General features: G+C 61.3%; 14 protein-coding genes. 1 reads left to right on the top strand and 13 read right to left on the bottom strand.

The annotated features are described in order from the left end of the window. Nucleotides 1–94 precede the first annotated feature (94 nt). From ACIONG_RS10985 to ACIONG_RS10925, 13 genes are read right to left on the bottom strand one after another with little or no spacing between them, the layout of a single operon-like run. The gene (locus tag ACIONG_RS10985) at nt 95–2014 is read right to left on the bottom strand and encodes a hypothetical protein (RefSeq protein ID WP_401299140.1); all 1920 of its coding nucleotides are present in this window, start codon (nt 2012–2014) and stop codon (nt 95–97) included. Beyond that, nucleotides 2011–3315, bottom strand: coding sequence for an oligosaccharide flippase family protein (locus tag ACIONG_RS10980; RefSeq protein ID WP_401299137.1), 1305 nt, complete (start codon nt 3313–3315; stop codon nt 2011–2013). The genes ACIONG_RS10985 and ACIONG_RS10980 overlap by 4 nt, the downstream gene beginning before the upstream one ends. Further along, a complete protein-coding gene (locus ACIONG_RS10975; RefSeq protein ID WP_103305821.1) occupies nt 3312–4313 on the bottom strand; it encodes a polysaccharide deacetylase family protein in 1002 nt (333 codons plus the stop codon). Before ACIONG_RS10975 ends, ACIONG_RS10980 begins: the two co-directional genes overlap by 4 nt. A gap of 13 nt (nt 4314–4326) precedes the next feature. Beyond that, nucleotides 4327–5463 (bottom strand): glycosyltransferase, encoded by a 1137-nt coding sequence (locus tag ACIONG_RS10970; protein WP_315445685.1) that lies wholly within the window; start codon nt 5461–5463, stop codon nt 4327–4329. Beyond that, a complete protein-coding gene (locus ACIONG_RS10965) occupies nt 5456–6424 on the bottom strand; it encodes a glycosyltransferase (RefSeq protein ID WP_103305823.1) in 969 nt (322 codons plus the stop codon). The genes ACIONG_RS10970 and ACIONG_RS10965 overlap by 8 nt, the downstream gene beginning before the upstream one ends. Further along, the gene (locus ACIONG_RS10960; protein WP_401299132.1) at nt 6421–7791 is read right to left on the bottom strand and encodes an O-antigen ligase family protein; all 1371 of its coding nucleotides are present in this window, start codon (nt 7789–7791) and stop codon (nt 6421–6423) included. Before ACIONG_RS10960 ends, ACIONG_RS10965 begins: the two co-directional genes overlap by 4 nt. Continuing rightward, the gene (locus tag ACIONG_RS10955) at nt 7788–8882 is read right to left on the bottom strand and encodes a glycosyltransferase family 4 protein (RefSeq protein WP_401299129.1); all 1095 of its coding nucleotides are present in this window, start codon (nt 8880–8882) and stop codon (nt 7788–7790) included. The genes ACIONG_RS10960 and ACIONG_RS10955 overlap by 4 nt, the downstream gene beginning before the upstream one ends. After that, entirely contained in the window at nt 8879–10471 is a 1593-nt protein-coding gene (locus ACIONG_RS10950) for a GumC family protein (protein ID WP_401299126.1), read from the bottom strand. Before ACIONG_RS10950 ends, ACIONG_RS10955 begins: the two co-directional genes overlap by 4 nt. Nucleotides 10472–10487: 16 nt before the next feature. Then, complete coding sequence (locus tag ACIONG_RS10945) at nt 10488–11513, bottom strand: polysaccharide biosynthesis/export family protein (protein WP_103305827.1); 1026 nt, start codon at nt 11511–11513, stop codon at nt 10488–10490. A 21-nt stretch (nt 11514–11534) separates the two neighbouring features. After that, the gene (locus ACIONG_RS10940; protein ID WP_213028214.1) at nt 11535–12182 is read right to left on the bottom strand and encodes a CpsD/CapB family tyrosine-protein kinase; all 648 of its coding nucleotides are present in this window, start codon (nt 12180–12182) and stop codon (nt 11535–11537) included. Further along, nucleotides 12182–12928 (bottom strand): sugar transferase, encoded by a 747-nt coding sequence (locus tag ACIONG_RS10935; RefSeq protein WP_103305829.1) that lies wholly within the window; start codon nt 12926–12928, stop codon nt 12182–12184. Before ACIONG_RS10935 ends, ACIONG_RS10940 begins: the two co-directional genes overlap by 1 nt. 18 nt (nt 12929–12946) lie before the next feature. Further along, nucleotides 12947–13984 carry an NAD-dependent epimerase gene (locus tag ACIONG_RS10930; protein WP_401299121.1) on the bottom strand — a complete coding sequence of 346 codons (1038 nt, stop codon included), beginning with the start codon at nt 13982–13984 and terminating at the stop codon, nt 12947–12949. Continuing rightward, nucleotides 13981–15333 (bottom strand): UDP-glucose/GDP-mannose dehydrogenase family protein, encoded by a 1353-nt coding sequence (locus ACIONG_RS10925; RefSeq protein ID WP_103305831.1) that lies wholly within the window; start codon nt 15331–15333, stop codon nt 13981–13983. The genes ACIONG_RS10930 and ACIONG_RS10925 overlap by 4 nt, the downstream gene beginning before the upstream one ends. Before the next feature lie 391 nt (nt 15334–15724). Between ACIONG_RS10925 and ACIONG_RS10920 the strand changes: the two genes are divergently transcribed. Then, nucleotides 15725–17422: a sulfatase-like hydrolase/transferase gene (locus ACIONG_RS10920; protein WP_401299117.1), complete on the top strand. Its 1698-nt coding sequence runs from the start codon at nt 15725–15727 to the stop codon at nt 17420–17422. The last annotated feature ends 91 nt before the right edge of the window (nt 17423–17513 follow it).

Raw genomic sequence — 17513 nt, 5'->3', positions numbered from 1 at the left:
TTCGCAGCCCATCGGGGATAAATCCCCTCGCCACAAAAACTCCCTACCCACAAATCTTTGTTCGCCTTACATGTTCTGATAATCGGAATTGGCTTCATGACGCGATCCAGCTCAGTGCAAACAGGGTTTCCCCCGGCAAATCGAAGCTGACGCGCCCATCGCGGCAGGCAAACGGTGCGTCGCGACTGCGGTTGTCGGCGCCGAAATAGCGCAGGGCGCCATTGTTCAGCGGGCACTTGGCGCCGCTCAGATCAATACGCTGCAAACGCGTGCCTTTGTTCACCCCGAGCAACCCGCGTTGCTCGTCACCGGCCATCGCCAGCACATCGACTTCAAACGCATCGTTCTCCAGCCACAGCACCTTATGCAGCCAGTGCTGCGCGATGAACTGCTGAGCCAGGCCCACCGGTTTCAACTCGAAACGATCATCGCCGAGTACCCGCAACATGCCCTTGGGGTACTGCGGCTCATCGGCGGCCTGGAACCAGTTGAGCATGGTCAGCAAGCCGTCCTGCGAAGCGTTGATCACCACCGACGCCCACCACAGCGAGGTGTAATGGGTTTCCTGATCGTAGGGGCTGAGGCTGGACCCGCTGGACAGGTTGGTCTGATCCAGCAACAGCGCTTTACGCGGCTGGCCTTGGCCATCGAGGCCAACCAATTCGGCGGCGCGACGCACGCTGTCGCGGTAGACGCGAGTGGCGAGCAGATCGCGGATCATCCATTCGTGCCAGGCCAGCGCATCTACCTGATCGGCGGACTCGTTGAGCAAACGCCGCGCCCAGTCGATGCCGCGCTTGTCCGCCGCGTTATTGGCGAACGGCCCGTTGACCAGGCGCGAACTGGCCGGCATGGCGATGCGCACGCCAGCCTTGGCATTCGTCGGGTCGCTGCGCACCTGGCGGGCCATGCTGGTGAAAATCGCCTGATACTGCGCGTAGCTCGAATAGTTGAGGTTCGGCTCGTCGGCGAAACCGATGTAGTGGGTGCCTTTGCCGCCCAGTGCTCGTGTGCTGGCGAGCCACGCATCGAGGCCGCTGTTGCTTTGCACATCGGCGCGTAAATCGGCCTGACGCTGACTGCCGGCGAGCAGGGTGATGTCCTGTTTGATGCCGAAACGATCCTGATAAACCTGACGGAACGCGTCTTCGAACTGCGGGTTCTTCGCCGTCACATCAACAAAACTGTAGTAACTCGCCGCCGTCGGTTTCAGCGCATCGAGCTCCGCATGACTGGCTGCTGGCGGCATCACGTAGGGCAGGGCGATGCCCAGATCCGGCGTGCGCCCGAGGACTTTGTCGTGCAGGGTCAAACGGATCTGCCCGGCGTCTTCGCGCAGCGGTTTGAGTTGCTGCGGGTTCTGGGCGAACAGATTGGCTGTGCCATCAAGCCAGAACGCCGCTTTACCGCTGCCCTGCAAACGCAGGCGCCAGACTTGTTCCTGGGCGCTGACCGGCAGTGCGAGCTGATCGAACTGCCAATAGGCGCGATAGGGTTTCAGTGTCAGTGTCAGCGCTTGCCCGTCACCCACGCGCTGCGCCTGCAACGCACTGACACCGCCATGAAACTTGCCGGCCAGCACCGCGTGTTCGCCGGGCGCGACTTTGAAATACAACGTGTCGCCGTTCTGCGTCTGCGCGCTGAAATGCACTTTGGCCGGGGCGAACAGGGCGACCGTGCGCTCGTCATGTTCGATGCGATAGTTGCGAAAGCTGTAGCCGGGAATCTCCAGTCGATAACTGGCTGCGCCGGGCAGCAATGGCCAGCTCTGACTGCCACGGGTTTCGCTGGCCTTGATAAACCGATCGCCCTGCAATTTGCCCTGGCCGTCGAGCAGGTACAGATGCTCTTCGTTGGCATCCGCCTGCCACGCTGGCGTCCAGCGCACGGTCAGCGTGTCCGGGCGATCGCTTTGCAGATACAGGCTGCCGTCACGGATCTCGCCCCAACGCATCGACGCTGCAAACGCGTCCAGCGACAGGCTGAGACCGAGCAGCAGGGCCAGGCCTTTCATGCGGCTTTCCTTTGCAGAATCTGCAGCATGGGCAGGACATCGCGCGGCAGGATGATCAGGGTTTGCCAGAACGGCACGCCGCTCAAACGGCAGTAAAGCACCAGCATCGCCACGGTCACCGAAAGATAGGCAATCGACGAAGCCGCCGCCGCGCCAACAATGCCATAGGCCGGAATCAGCACCAGGTTCAGCGCCAGATTGAGCAGGGCGCCCAGGCCCATCAGCAGCGACACCGTGCCGGGACGATTCTTGCCGAGCAAGTCGAGGCGCAGAATGCTCGCGTAGCAAAGGCCCAACAGCCCCGGCAGCAAAGCGAGCAACGCCGGATACGCCGGTTGGTAAGCGACGCCGAACAGGGTGACGATCAGCCATTCGCCGATCACCGCCATGGTCAGGCAAGCGCCGAGCATCACCGTCGCGGTCAGGCGCAACGCCAACGGAGTGACTTTATCCATGCCTTCGTCCTGCTGCAGCAGGCGTTTCATCAATGGCGTGGTCACCGCTTCCGGGACGATCAGCAGCAGTTCGGCGGCAGCGCTGGCCATGGCGTAATGACCGAGCGCGGTGCTGCCCAGCAGGGCGCCGATGAACAGATAATCCGAGCGCAGAATCACTTGCTGGAACAGCAGGTCCGGATGGCTGCGGGCGCTGTAGCGCAGCAGTTCTTTCTGGCTGGCGCGGTCCCATTGCAGTTGCAACGGTTGTGCGCGTTTGAGCCAGACCCAACCGACCAGCACCACCAGGCTAATCCCGGCCAGCCAACTGATCAGCGCCGCTTCGAGGGCGGCGCTTTGCCACATCCAGAACAAGGCGAGAAACAGCAGCAGTGGTGCCAGCGATTCGACCAGACGCAAGGCATTGAACGCCACCACGCCGCCCGACGCGTTGTGCAAGGTCAGCAGACCGCTTTTCAAAACCGTCAGCGGCACTGCCAGCAGCAACAACCAGGCGAGCAACCCGAGCTGCACCGTCACATCCAGTTCAGCACCAAACTCGCGCACCAACGCTACCACCAGCAAGGTCAGCAACGCGGCGAGCAAACAGCCGAACACCAACACCTGACTGAGCAGCAGCCCCATCGGTCGCTGCTTGGCCGCTTGATAACCCACCGCCGAATTCAGCCCGCCACTGGTGGCCGCGCTGATCAGATCCGGCAGCGTGCTGAGCAGCGCAAACAGTCCGCGCTCACTCGGCCCGAGTATCCGCGCCAGCAACACGTTGCGCAGCAAACGCAGGGCGATCATCGCCAGTTTGGTGCCCATGCTCAGCGCCAGATGCTTGAGGTAGTTGCCTCGGCTCATGGCCGCGCCCCGCGAAAGATCCGCCACGACAGCAGTTCCGGATTGCGCGCGGTGCGCTGGCTGACGCCGAAACGCGGCAAGTTCAGCGGATCGCCTTCACCGCGATAAATCCCCGTGCCGGTGCCCAGCGCAAACGGATAGTCATGGCTGGCGATCTGTTGGCGCACGCGTTCATCGTTGTCGCCGTTGGGGTAGCAATACACCGGCAACGGCCGATTGCAGCCGTTGTGCAGGGCATCGCGGCTGCGGCTGATTTCTTCGTCCAGACGTACATCGTCCAGACCGGTGAGGATCGCATGACTGGCGCCGTGCGGGCCGAAACGCACCAGCCCGGAAGCCTCCAGTGCGCGCACTTGATGCCAGTCCAGCGCCTGCGGTTGCGACTCTTGCGGGCATTCGTCGGTCAGGCGTTCAAGCTCCTGCGGATCAAGGGTCTTCAGGCCTTGCAGATAATGCAGCAGCGCCAGGCTGCGGCGCTCGACATCAATGTCATCGACCAGCACCGGCAAGGGGTGATGCATGGCATGCAGGCATTCGATCAGGTGCATGCGCGCCTTGTCGCCGTGGCTGCCCCACAGGGTTTCGCCGAGGCTTTCCCACCAGAAGCGCTGACGGCTGCCGATGAAGTCGGTGGAGAGAAAAATGCTCGCCGGCACCTGATGTTTCTGCAGCAGCGGATAGGCGTTGACCGCGTTGTCGCGCCAGCCGTCATCGAAGGTCAGCGCCACCCGTGGGCGCTCGGTGCGCAGCGAGTTGGGCTGGAGGATTTCCATCAGCGGCACGCAATCGAAATGCCGACGCAGCCACACCAGCAAATGCTCGAACGCTTTCGGCCCCACACACAGCTCGTTGCGGTGCGGCAGGTCGGCGGCGCGGTCGTTCGACAGCACGCGGTGCAGCATCAGAATCACCCCGGCGCCGTGCAACTGGTTGCGGCCCACGGACGAGTTGAGATAGAGCCAGCCACTGGTGCGTTTTATCAGTTGTTTGATCGCCATGGCTTCGGTCCTCTTAACGGTTCTGTTCAGGATTCCACTGGGCATATCGCTGACCGCGCAGGAACTGCCACAGGCCAAGACTCATCCCGGCGAGGGTGACCAGCAGAAACGCGGCGAGGCGGAACGGTTTGGGCAAGCGGTGTTGCGAATCCAGCAAACCGGCAATCGCCACGGCATAGCCGAACAGTTGCGCGATCAGTGCCAGGCGATAAAAGCCGTGGTCATCCCACAGCCAGAAATTGCTCAGCAACAGCGGCAGCAGGAGGATCGGCGCGAGACGACGGATCAGCTTGTGGCTGATCAACGCAATCGAATACAGACCATATTTCAGCGGATTGAGCAGTTCGCGGCGCTGCGCGAGGCTTTGCAGGCCGCCGACGGTGACGCGTTGACGACGGCGGAATTGTTTGTCCGCTTCATCCACACCGTGATCGATTACCTGTGCCTCAGGCACATAGACGATGCGCTTGTGTGCCACTGGTGCGCAGGTGCTGATAAAGAAATCGTCATTCACTTCGGCCGGCACGTTCTGGAACAACTCGCGGCGCAGGGCGAGCAGGGCGCCGTCGGCGGAGACCATGCAACCGGTGCGATTCTCGACCCGGCGCAACCAGCCTTCGTAATGCCGATACAGACTGTCGCCGACGCTTAATCCACCGCCGGTAACCGGAATCACCATGTGCCCGGCACAACCGCCGACGTTGGGGTCATTCAGCGGTGCGAGCAGATGACCGAGGGTCTCGCGTGACCATTGGTTGTCGGCGTCGGTGAACACCAGTATGTCGCCGGTGCTCACGGCCACGCCGGCATTCAGCGTGGCGGCTTTGCCCTGGCGCGGCAGGTCGAGGACGGTGATGCGCGGGTCGACGACTTTGTGCGCGCAAGCCACGGTGTCATCGGTCGAGCCGTCGCTGGCGAGAATGATCTGCAACGTCGCCGGCTGATAATCCTGCGCCAGCAACGTGCGCAACTTGTGCTCGATGTGCCGCGCCTCGTTATGCGCGGCGATCACGATGCTGATGTTCAGCGGCGGTGCCGGCGTGTGGCGCCAGGCCGGAAAAAGCGGCGCCAACAGTGTCAGCAGCAGTGGATAGCCGACATAGGCGTACACCGGCAGCAACAGGCACATCCAGAAAATGAATTCAGCCACGGGCAGGCCTCCTGGCGTTCCAATGACACAGACTGAGAATGAACGCAGCGCCGGCCAGGTGCAGACGCACCCAGTGCAGGCCCCACAGTTGCAGGGTCAGGCCGATATTGTGGTGCTTGGCGCTCTGCCGCAGGCTGAGGATCAGGCCCGGAATCAGGGTCAGGATCACCATGATTGCGGCGTGATGCGGGAAACCGTCGAGCAGCGCCGAGATCGCCAGAAAATCGAGTACCCAAACGGCAATCGACAGCATCGGAAAACGCAGCAGGCGCAGGCTGAAACCGTGGGTGCGCAGCAATTGCAGATGACTGCCCTGACGCCACAGCTCCTTGCCCATCCATTCACGCCAGTTCATTTCGTAACCCCAGTGCAGGGCGACGTTGTTGTTGACCGACAACAGGATGGCGCCGTTTTCACGCAGGCGCAGGGTGAACTCCTTGTCCTCGCCGGTGCGCAGGGTTTCGTTGAACCCGCCGACCTTGTCGAACCACGTCCGGCGCATCAACAGGTTGGCGCTGGGCAGCCAGTCGACCACATGCGAGGCCTGCGAAGACACGCGCAAGGTGCGCCGTTGCCACGCGGTGGCATACCACGGCGCCTCGGCCGGGGTGTGCAGATCGAGACCAAACACGTCGGCCTGCGCGCTGGCCTCCAGATCGAACAGCGGCGTCAGCCAGTCTTCCGGCATCTCGATGTCGGCGTCGATGAACGCCAGCCATTCACCGGTGGCGATGGCCGTACCGCGATTGCGCAGGGCGCCGATCAACAGCCCCGGCAGGCTCAAGACCTGTGCACCGAACTGCCGGGCAATGTGCGGGCCGTCGTCGCTGGAACCGTTGTCGACCACGATCAGTTCGCACTCGATATTGGCCGCGTGCGCGGCTTTTTGCGCGGCCAGCAGCGTGCGGCCAATATGCCGGGCTTCGTTGAACATCGGGATGACGATACTGATCCGGCTCATGCGCGGGCCTCCGTCAGGGGCGCCTGCTCGGCTTTCAGACGCAGGACGCTGGTCAGCGCGAGCATGATCCACACGTACTTCTGGTTCGGCGCGCTGAGGAACATCAAAAACAGCGTCAGCGAGAGAAAACTCACACCCAGGTGGGTCATCAAGTCGGCTTGTTGCCAGTCACGCCGCAGCATCCACGCGGTGCGCGCGCGAATCAGGTTGTACAAGCCGAGGCCGAGCATGCCGACGAACATCAGCCCGGCGGGAATCCCCAGTTCACTGAAGATTTCCAGGTAAGTGTTGTGAGCGCGGCGGTAGAGATCGCCGATCTTGCGGTTGGCGGAGAACGCCTTGGCGTAACCGGTGGTGGCGTAGTGCAGCGGGAAGGTGCCGGGGCCGGAGCCGAGCAGCGGGTTCTCGCGGATCATCTGACTACCGACCACGATGTACGAGGCGCGCCGGCCGAGAGATTCGTCGTTGTGACCCTTGGCGCCGGCACTCAACACGCTCAGCGACTGAATCCGCGCGATGTAGCCGGCGGGCATCGCATAGATCGCCAGCGGAATCACGATCGCCGCGCCGAGCATGGCAAAACCCAGATGCCGCGGCCGAATTCGCGTCAGTTGCGTGCGGTAATGCCAGCAGCCGATCAACAGACTGAGGGCGATCACCACCAGCCCCGAACGCGATTCGGTCTTGGTCATGCCGCCCAGCAACAGCAGGCAGCAACCGCCCCAGAACAAGCGGTGCAGCAGATTCGGGCTGCGGATCACCAACAGCAGGCCCAGCGGAATGGCGAAAGCGATCAGCATGGCAAAGGCGTTGGGGTCTTCGAGCAGACCGGCGGCGCGGCCCTGGTCCTGGAACTTGGTCGAGAACATCGCCATCGCACAGGTGGCGCTGACGGCGAGGGTCACCAGTCGGGCGAACAGGTCGAGGTTCAGCTCACGGCCGATCAGCAGGGTGATGACAAAAAGGATCAGGCCAACGCTGAGTTCGCGCAGATGCCCCAGCGACATGCCCATGTCATCGGTGTTGAGCAGGCTGAGGAAGTACAGAACCATGAACCAGATCAGGTAACGCCAGATGTTGCTGCGCAGGCGTTCGGAGGGAATCTGGTGCAGCGCCAGTTGCAGCATCAGGATCACCGCCAGCGAAGCGCCGATCAGTTTGCTGCCCGACAGCGAGCTGTCCTTGAAGAAACCCTCGAACGGCACCAGCGCGGCAATCCCGAGCAGGCCCCAGGTCGGTTTGCGATACAGCACCGCGAAACCCACCAGGCCCAGCACCGCTCCCGGCGCCAGATACGGATAAGGGCTGGCCAGCAAAGCGATGCAGACCAGACCGAGCAAACTGACGATCGAGAGCGGGAAAATCATGCGCGTGCCTCCCGTGCCGTGCGGATGTACAGCTGCGACCAGCGTTCGGCGAGGGCCTTGAGGTCGTAGCGATCCTGTTGCGTGCGTTTCGCGTTGTCGCGCAGTTGCCGCGCCAGCTTCGGCTCAGTCAACAGCGTGTCGAGCTGGCGGGCGAGGGCGGTGCTGTCGGCGGGTTCGGCGAGCAAGCCGTTGTGCCGGTGTTCCAGCACATCGGGAATCCCACCGACGCCGAAAGCGACCACCGGCACACCGGCCTGCATCGCCTCGAGCAAAATCATCGGCGTGCCCTCGGTGCGCGAACTGATCACCAACGCATCAAGGCGCTGCCACCACGGTTGCATGACGGTCTGGTAGCCCGGCAGGCGAATCCGTTGCTGCAAACCGGCGCTGTCGATGCGCGCCTGCAACGCCTCGCGCTCCGGGCCGTCGCCGAGCATCACCGCATCCAGTTGCGGATGCTGATGACACAGCGGGATCAGCGCATCGAGAAACAGATCCGGGCCTTTCTCACTGCTCAACCGGCCGACATAACCGGCGAGCCAGCGCTGCCGATCGGCGTCATGAATCATTTGCCCATGGGCGGCGGGCAAGCCGTTGGGGATCACCTGCAACTTCTCCGCCCGTACGCTGGCCTGACGGTGCAACACGGCGATGCTTTCCGCCACGCAGACCACCCGATCCACCGACGCGGTGCGGCACAGTTGCAGACTGAGCCAGGTGTAGAACTTCTGCTTGCGACTGCGTGGCGTGAAACCGTGCTGGGTGATCACCAGCGGCAGGCGCAACAGGGTTGCGCCGACCCAGCCGAACAGCAGGCCTTTGAAATTGTGCGTATTGATCAGCGGCCGCTCGCTTTGCCGTTGGCGCAAGTGCCGCAGCAATTCGCCCAGTCCGGCGCAGCCACGGCAGTCCACCCCGGCCTGACGAAAGCGCGCGATCAGTTCTGGCGGCGCGTCGAGAAACAGCACCTGATGCTGCCCCGGCGTCGCCAGACAATGATCCAGCAACATCCGCTCGGCCCCATAGAAACCGCCGCTGCTGAGCAAATGAATGATCGGCAGCGCGGCGTTCGGGGACGGTGCGGTGTTCAATTGCGCACCCAGTGCAGGAAGCTTGGAACGGTCCAGTTCTTGTGCGGATTGCTCGGCAGCGTGTTCTGGTCGTTGATCACCAACAGCACCGGTACGCCCAGCTCGTGGCTGATTTGCGCCGGGTGTTTGAAGCGGTGATCGAAGAACTCACGCACGTAGACCAGGGCAATCGCCAGCAACAGACCGGTGAACAAGCCGAACGGAATGATCAGGCCCGGTTTCGGGAACGCGGCTTCGGTTGGTTCGAACGGCGGGCTCAGCACCCGGGCGTTGGACAGATCGTCGTTCAGCGCGCCGGTGGTGCTGCTTTCGGCAAAGCGCTGGGCGTAGGTCGAGAACGCGGCGTGCAGCGCATCGATTTCGGTGTCCATCTGCCGCAGCTTGCTCTGGGTCTGCTGCAACTCGTGGATACGGTTCTTGAACTCGGCGATGCGTGCGGTTTTCTGGTCGATCACTTGCTTGACCACCGCCAGATCGTTGGTGCGTTCCTGAATGCGGTTGCTCACCACTTTGAGGAATTGCTGACGGGTGCGGGCGATCTGCTCGCGGGTCAGCAGCATCGGTTCACTGCCGGGCTGGAATACCGCCAGGTCATTCATGTAGCGGCTGACCTGAGTGGTCAGTTGCTCGCCCATCTGTTTGATTTCGCGGTCTTCGAACGCCACGTTGTCGACGGTGGTGGTGAAGGTGTAGGGGAAGGTGTAGTCGTTGAGCTTGTTATTGCTGGCGGCGGCCAGCGCAGTTTTCAGGTATTCCAGCCAGCGCTGGCTCTGCAACAGGCGATCCTGGTACAGGTTCAGGGCTTGCTCTTCGGTGTTGATCGCGTTGAGACGGAAGGTGATTTCTTCCTTCGGATCCGACGAGCCGACACTTTCCAGCAGCGCCTGACGGTTGCCTTCCAGGCCATCGAGTCGCACTTGATACAGATGCTTCTTCGACTCGTAGAAGGATTGCGGCAGGTCGATCGATTGCAGCGCCTGACGGCTGAACAGGTAGTTCTGCAGCAGCGCCGCAACGAACGTCGTGCCTTGGTGCGGGTCGGGGAAGCTGTAGACGATCGAGATCACGTTGGAACCCGGCAGGGTCTCGATTTTCAGCTTGTCGATGGCCTCTTGTGTCAATGCATCAAGTGCAGTGTCACGCACTGGGTCGGTTTCCAGCCCGAGCATGTTGCGCACCGGGTTGATCACGTACTGGCGCAGCGGCGAACTGACATAGCGTTTGAACGGCTCGGCCACCAGTTTGCTGAAAATGCCCGGCGAAGGCGTGTATTCACCCTTGTCGCGCAGTTCGCTTATGGTCTGGCGGATCAGCGCCGGGGAACGGAGGATATTGCTCTCGGTTTCCATGTCCGCCAGCGACGGCGGGATGAAGGTGGCGTTGTCCACCGTGAGTGACGTGGTGGCGTCACCCTGGGAGAGTTTTTTCGACTGCACGATCACCTGCGCGGTGATATCGAAGCTCTGTTTGAGCACCAGCGGCAGCAGCAGGGCGATGACTGCAAAGATCAGGAAGACCCGTTTCACCAGTTGCTTGTTGGCGAAGAAGATCCTGAAGAACTCATGCAGGTAGTTTTCCTTTGGATTCATGTCGGTCACCTGAGAGTCAGTTGTTGTTGCTGTCTTTGTTGTCGACGCGGTAGCCGAAGCTGAACCCGACGCCCTGGAACAACACCACGTCAGCCAATTGCCGGGCCAGTTCGCCGGCGCTGGCCAGTTTGGTTTTCGGTACGTAAAGCATGTCGTCCGGTTGCAGATAGGCGATCTGCGAGGCATCACCCGACAGCGCTTTCTCGACGTCGTAACGCACCGCCTGCACCTGATTGCCGTTGCGCCGCATGATCACCACCGAATCCAGCCGCGCCTTGACGTTGGTGCCACGGGCCAGGGTCAACGCTTCAAGCACCGACACCGGCCGGCGGATCGGGTAGGAACCCGGTTGGCCGACTTCACCCAGCACGTAGATCTCGTTGCCGGCGGTAGATTTGAGCAACACGTCGACGGTCATGCGGCCGGGCAGTTGCGCGTATTTCTTGTTGAGGAAGGTTTCCAGTTGATTGACGGTCATGCCTTGCAGCGGCACCGCGCCGATCTCCGGGAAGCTCGCGTAACCGTCGGTGCCGACGGTGATTTCGCGGCTCATGCCGGTGGCCGGATGGTTCAGCGCGCTTTTCAGGTTCTGCTCATTGGTCAGCGGGCTGATGATCTGCACGGTCAACTGATTGCGGTTGGGCTGGAACAGCTGTTTGCGCTGATAGGCGCGCTGGATTTCCTGACGCGCTTCTTCGCTGGTCAGCCCGGCGATTTTCACCGAGGTGTTGGCGCCCGGCAGTTCGATGGTGCCGTCCGGCAGCACCAGTTGGTTGCCGTTGAGCTGGCTGGCGGCGGTGAAGTTCAGGCCGATCTGGTCACCCGACTGCACGCGATACGCGTCTGAGCCACTGGTGCTGATATGGAAGATCACGTCGAGCACATCCTGCGGGCGCAGGGTCTGCTCGATCTTCGGCATGTCGGTGGCCTGGGCGTTGGCCGGGGTGGCGGTGAGGATATTCACCGGCATGTTCTGGGTTTCGGAGTTGCTTGAGCAGCCTGCAAGCGGCAGCATCAGCAGCACAAGAATCTTGGCGTTCATGGCGTCATCCCTCGCGTTCGCTTACAGGTTTTTATAAAGCCATTTCGGCATGTAGTACTTGCGCCGGTTGAACACGCTGCCGACCACTTTGGCCCCGGCCTGAGTCAGCCGTTGCACGGCGGCCTGGGCGACTTCCCAGCGGGTGTCTTCGGCGCGTACCACGAACACCACGCCATCGACCTGGGTGCTGATGACCAGCGTGTCGGCGGCGGAATACACCGCGTCGCCGTCGATCACCACGAAGCGGTACTGGCTGCCCAACTGATCGAGCAACGGGCTCAGCCGCTCGGCGGTCAGGTGCTCCATGGTGCGGATCGGCCGGCCGTTGGGCAGCACGTGAAACGGCAGGCTTGAGACCTGCACCACGCAGTCCTGCAGCAGCGGCGGGTTGTCCGGGTTGAACAGCAGATCGCGCAGGCCGCGCTCTTTGCTCAGGTTCAACTGCTGGGTGAGGTTGTTCGCCGACTGGCTGGCGTCGACCAGCAGCACCTGGCCGCTGCTCATTTGCGCCAGTTGACTGGCCAAGGCGAGCGCACTGGTGGTGGTGCCAGCGCCGGGGTTGGCGGCGGTCAGGAACAGGATCCGCAGATCGAGGTCCAGCACGGTCGAGGTCAGGTTCGATTCGCTGGGGTTGGCGATGCTCAGGCTTTTGTTGGTTGAACCGTCCATTAGCTTGCTCCGTGGCCGCTGAATACTTTGAAGGGGGTTTTCAACAGGATCTTCAAATCAAGCAAAAGGCTCTGCTCGGCGATATAGCTGAGGTCCAACTCAACGCGCTGGTCGAAGTCGATGTTGCTGCGTCCGGAGATCTGCCACAGGCCGGTCATGCCGGGGTAGATCGCCAGACGGGCGAGGTGATTGTCCTTGTAGCGGTAAGCGTTGAACGAGGTCGGACGCGGGCCGACCAGGCGCATGTCACCGGTCACTACGTTGATCAGGTTCGGCAGTTCGTCGAGGCTGGTGCGCCGCAGGAAACCGCCGATTCGGGTGATGCGTGGGTCCTTGTCGATCTTGAAGTCGATGGCGTCGGCGCCGTGCTTGTTGAGGTGACGCAGCGACTCTTTCAATTCTTCGGCGTTGCTGACCATGGTGCGGAACTTGAACATGCCGAACTTGCGGCCGCGGTAGCCGGTACGTTTCTGCACAAACATCACCGGGCCTTTGCTGGTGAACTTGATGGCCAGGGCCAGACCCAGCAGCAGCGGCGAAATCAACACCAGAATCATCAGCGCGCCGAGGCAGGCCACCACTCGATTGGTGCGTGACAGCTGCCAGGGACGACCGCCATCGCGGCCTGTGAACCAACCGCGACCCTGACGATGAATCGCTGCATCGAGACGCATGCGGTGCTCGGGGTCAACGCGCTTGTCGCGGCGCATTTGTTGGATCGGTACACCTTTCTCATGTCCAGTCATGGAGTCCTCCGCATTAATTCAGCCGCGAGCGGCGCGTGGGCGATAGGCAGTGGGGTAGTAGTCGCGGAACCAGGCGATGAAACGCCCAAGTCCCTCATCCAGCTCGATCCGGGGCTGGAACCCGGTGGCCTGGGCCAGATCGCTGGCCTCGGCGCAGGTATTGAGCACGTCACCCGGTTGCAGCGGCAGCAGCTCGACAATGGCTTTCTGGCCGAGGTGCTTTTCCATCAGCGCCAGATAGGTTTTCAGCTCGACCGGGTGCTGGCCGCCGATGTTGAACAACCGCCACGGCGCCATGCTGCTGGCCGGGTCGGGCTGCTCGCGATCCCATTCCGGATGGGCGTGCGGTGGCTGGTCGGCGAGGCGTGCGATGCTTTCGATGATGTCGTCGATGTAGGTGAAGTCGCGCTGGTGTTCGCCGTAGTTGAACAGCTTCAGCGGTTCGCCTTCGCTGATCGCCCGGGCGAACTGGATCGGCGACATGTCCGGCCGACCCCACGGGCCGTACACGGTGAAAAAACGCAGGCCGGTGCAAGGGATGCCGAACAGATGGCTGTAGCTGTGGGCCATCAGCTCGTTGGCTTTCTTGGTCGCGGCGTACAGCGACAGCGGATGATTGACGCCGTCCTTGACCGAGTACGGCGTGTGCTGATTGGCGCCATACACCGAACTTGACGAGGCGTAGATCAGATGGTCGACCGGGTGATGCCGGCAGCTCTCCAGAATGTTCAGGAAACCACCGAGGTTGCTGTCCATGTAGGCCCGCGGATTCTCCAGCGAGTAACGCACGCCGGCCTGCGCCGCGAGGTGGATCACCACTTGCGGGCGTTCACGGGCAAACAGCGCTTCGATGGCCGACGCATCGGCCAGGTCAACCGAGGCGAGCTGGAAATCGCCGACCTGCGCGCGCACCCATTGCACACGGTCGTGCTTGAGTTGCGGATCGTAATAGGCATTGAAATTATCCAGGCCGACCACCGCATGGCCGTCGCGCATCAGCCGCAATACGCAATGAGCGCCAATGAATCCGGCCGCACCGGTGACCAGGATTTTCATGAGCGCAATCCTTCCGGGGCGATGTGGCGCAGGCCGATTCCGCTGTAGTGCAGGCCGGCGGCGGCGAGGTGTTCCGGGTTGTAGAGGTTGCGGCCGTCGATCACCACGCGCGAACGGAGTTTGCTGGCGAGCAGTTCGAAATCCACCACGCGGAAGTTTTTCCACTCGGTGCAGATCACCAGCGCATCGGCGTCTTCGAGGGTGTCGTCGCGGGTGGCGCACAGGTGCAGGTCATCGCGATAGCCGTAGAGGCGCCGGCACTCGGACATGGCTTCCGGATCGTAGGCCTGCACGCTGGCGCCTTCGGCCCACAGCGCATCCATCAGGTAGCGGCTGGGCGCCTCGCGCATGTCATCGGTATTCGGTTTGAACGCCAGGCCCCAGACAGCAATGGATTTACCGGCCAGCCCTTGCGGGAATTGCGCTTTCAGTTTGCTGAACAGGATGTGCCGCTGGCTGTCGTTGACGTCGGTGACACTGCGCAGCAGTTTCAGCGGCATGCCGTTGTGTTCGGCGGTGTGCAGCAGGGCACGCAAGTCTTTGGGAAAGCACGAGCCACCGAAGCCGCAGCCCGGGTAGATGAAGTGGTAGCCGATACGCGGGTCAGAACCGATGCCTTTGCGCACCGCTTCGATGTCGGCGCCGAGCAATTCTGTGAGGTTGGCCAGTTCGTTCATGAAGCTGATGCGTGTGGCGAGCATCGCATTGGCCGCGTACTTGGTCAGCTCGGCGCTGCGGTTGTCCATGAACATCAGTTTTTCGTGATTGCGGCAGAACGGTGCATACAGCTCGCTCATCTGCTCGCGGGCCTCGTCGTCGCGGGCGCCAATGATGATCCGGTCCGGGCGCATGCAGTCGGCGAGGGCGCTGCCTTCCTTGAGGAATTCGGGGTTGGAGACCACGCGCACTTTCAGGCCGATCTTGCCGCGGCGCAGCAGTTCGCTGTCGGCAGCGGCGAGGACTTGATCCGCTGTGCCGACCGGCACTGTGGATTTGATGATCAGGGTGCGATCGGCCTCCATGTGTGAGGCGATCTGCCGGGCGACATTGAGTACGTGACTGAGGTCGGCGGAACCGTCCTCATCGGCCGGGGTACCGACGGCGATGAAAATCAGCTCGGCATGTTCGACGGCATCGCTGGCCTGGGTACTGAATAGCAAACGCCCGGCCTTGATGTTTTCTTCAAGTGTGCCGGACAGTCCCGGTTCGCTGATCGGCGGCACGGCTTGTTGCAGTTGTTTAATCTTGTTCGGGTCTATATCAACGCATAAAACCCGATGACCGACATCTGCAAGTGCGGCGGCTTGAATAAGTCCAACATAGCCCGTGCCAAATACGCTCACGTCCATCTGCGCACCCTCGATAGAGCAAAAAGATAAGTTCGAAATGAGACTGTCAAAAGGGGTATAGCGCAGGGTGGGAAAAGCGTGTCAGCAAAATGACATGTTGCACCTGTATAACAGCCCCAATTTTGGGGGCGATTAGCCATCAAGTGCTTGCTATTGCTGGATTTGTCGCGTCCTTGACGCTTTTTTCATAATCACGAGAAAGCGATAAACGGTCGAAGGCCGCGAAATTAAAGGCTTGTAGCTTCTGGAGTGTGTCAGATTTGAGTCAACGTTTTTTTGACGCTTTGGGTAAAAGTCTTCCATTTCTTGCGCTTTGATGGCCGGGTGCTAGTGTCAGATTCTGACCGACAAACTATTGACCCGATGCCGTTTATTGCGTCCCGGAATGGCCATGTTTCGATACCTGAAAGAACTGCTTTTAATTATTTATCTGCTGCTTTATTCCGAATATTACATAGAGCGGTTAAATGCTATCGGCCTCGGTCTGGCTGTACTTCTTTTTGGCGCGATGTTTTTGGCGCTAACTTTAGCGTTATATCTAACGGCATATATACGACAGACGCTCATTCGACATTTGTTCGCATTGGCCATGTTTGTTTCGGCGGTATTTTTTGATGTCTATACCCGGGTCACAGCGGATTACCTGAGCTACAGCAGCTTCGTCTCGCTGGTGTACTCCGGCGGCTTCATTCAGGAAGCGGCGTACCAGTATCGCGATGCGATCATTCACGCTGCGCTCAGTGGTTTGCTGCTGTTGTTCGCCATCGGTCTGAAACCTCGGCATGCATTGATGGTACCCAACGCATTGCGTGTGGCGGCGCCGCTGTGCGGGGTGCTGTTGCTCAGCGCGGTGCTGTTTTTGCGGGCGGGCGAGGGCGCACGGGGCTTGCCGGTCATGTACACGCCGCTGGCTTATCTGAACCTGTTTGCCTATGAAGCACTGCACAACACCGTCGGCCCGCGCGAGCCGGTCACCCTGGCGCGTAACTCGGCAGTGGTGGGGCACGACATTGTGCTGATCATCGACGAGAGCATCTCCGGCAATTACCTGGACATCAACACGCCGTTCGGCGTGCACAGCAACCTCAAGCAGGCGCACGCAGACGTCGACATCTTCAATTACGGCTACGCCGCGTCCATCGCCAATTGCAGCGCCGACACCAACATCACCCTGCGCTACGGCGGCACCCGCGCCGACTACATGCGCATCAACAGTACGCTGCCGTCGATCTGGCAATACGCGAAAAAGGCCGGGCTGCGCACGGTGTACATTGATGCCCAGCGTACGGGCGGCAACCTGCAGAACCTGATGAACGACGCCGAGAAAAAGGACATCGACGAGTTCGTGCAATTCGACCGCACCAGCGTGCGTGACCGCGACATGGCCGCCGCGGCGAAACTGATCGAACTGCTCAACGATGACCAACCCGAGCTGATCCTGATCAACAAGGTCGGCGCGCATTTCCCGGTGCACGACAAATACCCGGATGCGTTCATGGCCTACCGTCCGACCTTGCCGCGCGGCCAGTTCACCGAGGTTGCCGACACCGGCGAACGCACCGGTTTCAATGGTCAGCCGGACGATTGGGTGCTGTACCGCAACGCCTACAAGAACACGCTGTTATGGAACGTCGGGGAGTTTTTCGCGCGGGTGTTTGCCCAGGCCAATCTGAACAATGCGTTGCTGATTTACACCTCCGATCACGGCCAGGATCTGCACGAGCGGGGCAATCCCGGGCTCAATACCCATTGCGGCGGCGACCCGGTAGAGGAAGAGGGCCTGGTGCCGCTGGTGGTGATTCAGGGCAGCGGGGTGAAAACGCTGGACTGGCAAGCGCAGCTGTCGACGAACAAGGATCGCTCCAGCCACTACAACATCTTCCCGACGCTGCTGCAGTTGATGGGGTACGACTTGGCGGGCATCGAGGCGGTATACGGCAAGCCGTTGAGCGTGCCGACGGCGGATGAGTTCACCTTCAATTACCGCTTCAATGCGCGGCTGGGGGCCAAGCCTGAGTGGAAGCATATTGATCTGGGCAGCATTGTCACGCCGGGGGAGGCGCCAACCAGTGTGGCGGCGGGGCAGTGAGGTTTGGGCTGGCTGAGCTGGCCTCATCGCTGGCAAGCCAGCTCGCACAGTGTTTGAGGGTGAACTCAGGTATCTGTGAACAACCTCAATC

The organism is Pseudomonas sp. NPDC087817 (assembly GCF_044742875.1).
Classification (GTDB): domain Bacteria; phylum Pseudomonadota; class Gammaproteobacteria; order Pseudomonadales; family Pseudomonadaceae; genus Aquipseudomonas.
This window is presented reverse-complemented; position numbering and strand designations above follow the sequence as displayed.

Bases quoted from the DNA above. Each gene is read 5' to 3' on its own strand.
- ACIONG_RS10985 (WP_401299140.1), bottom strand. From the start codon at position 2,014: ATGAAAGGCCTGGCCCTGCTGCTCGGTCTCAGCCTGTCGCTGGACGCG.
- ACIONG_RS10980 (WP_401299137.1), bottom strand. From the start codon at position 3,315: ATGAGCCGAGGCAACTACCTCAAGCATCTGGCGCTGAGCATGGGCACC.
- ACIONG_RS10975 (WP_103305821.1), bottom strand. From the start codon at position 4,313: ATGGCGATCAAACAACTGATAAAACGCACCAGTGGCTGGCTCTATCTC.
- ACIONG_RS10965 (WP_103305823.1), bottom strand. From the start codon at position 6,424: ATGAGCCGGATCAGTATCGTCATCCCGATGTTCAACGAAGCCCGGCAT.
- ACIONG_RS10960 (WP_401299132.1), bottom strand. From the start codon at position 7,791: ATGATTTTCCCGCTCTCGATCGTCAGTTTGCTCGGTCTGGTCTGCATC.
- ACIONG_RS10950 (WP_401299126.1), bottom strand. From the start codon at position 10,471: ATGAATCCAAAGGAAAACTACCTGCATGAGTTCTTCAGGATCTTCTTC.
- ACIONG_RS10945 (WP_103305827.1), bottom strand. From the start codon at position 11,513: ATGAACGCCAAGATTCTTGTGCTGCTGATGCTGCCGCTTGCAGGCTGC.
- ACIONG_RS10940 (WP_213028214.1), bottom strand. From the start codon at position 12,182: ATGGACGGTTCAACCAACAAAAGCCTGAGCATCGCCAACCCCAGCGAA.
- ACIONG_RS10935 (WP_103305829.1), bottom strand. From the start codon at position 12,928: ATGACTGGACATGAGAAAGGTGTACCGATCCAACAAATGCGCCGCGAC.
- ACIONG_RS10930 (WP_401299121.1), bottom strand. From the start codon at position 13,984: ATGAAAATCCTGGTCACCGGTGCGGCCGGATTCATTGGCGCTCATTGC.
- ACIONG_RS10925 (WP_103305831.1), bottom strand. From the start codon at position 15,333: ATGGACGTGAGCGTATTTGGCACGGGCTATGTTGGACTTATTCAAGCC.
- ACIONG_RS10920 (WP_401299117.1), top strand. From the start codon at position 15,725: ATGTTTCGATACCTGAAAGAACTGCTTTTAATTATTTATCTGCTGCTT.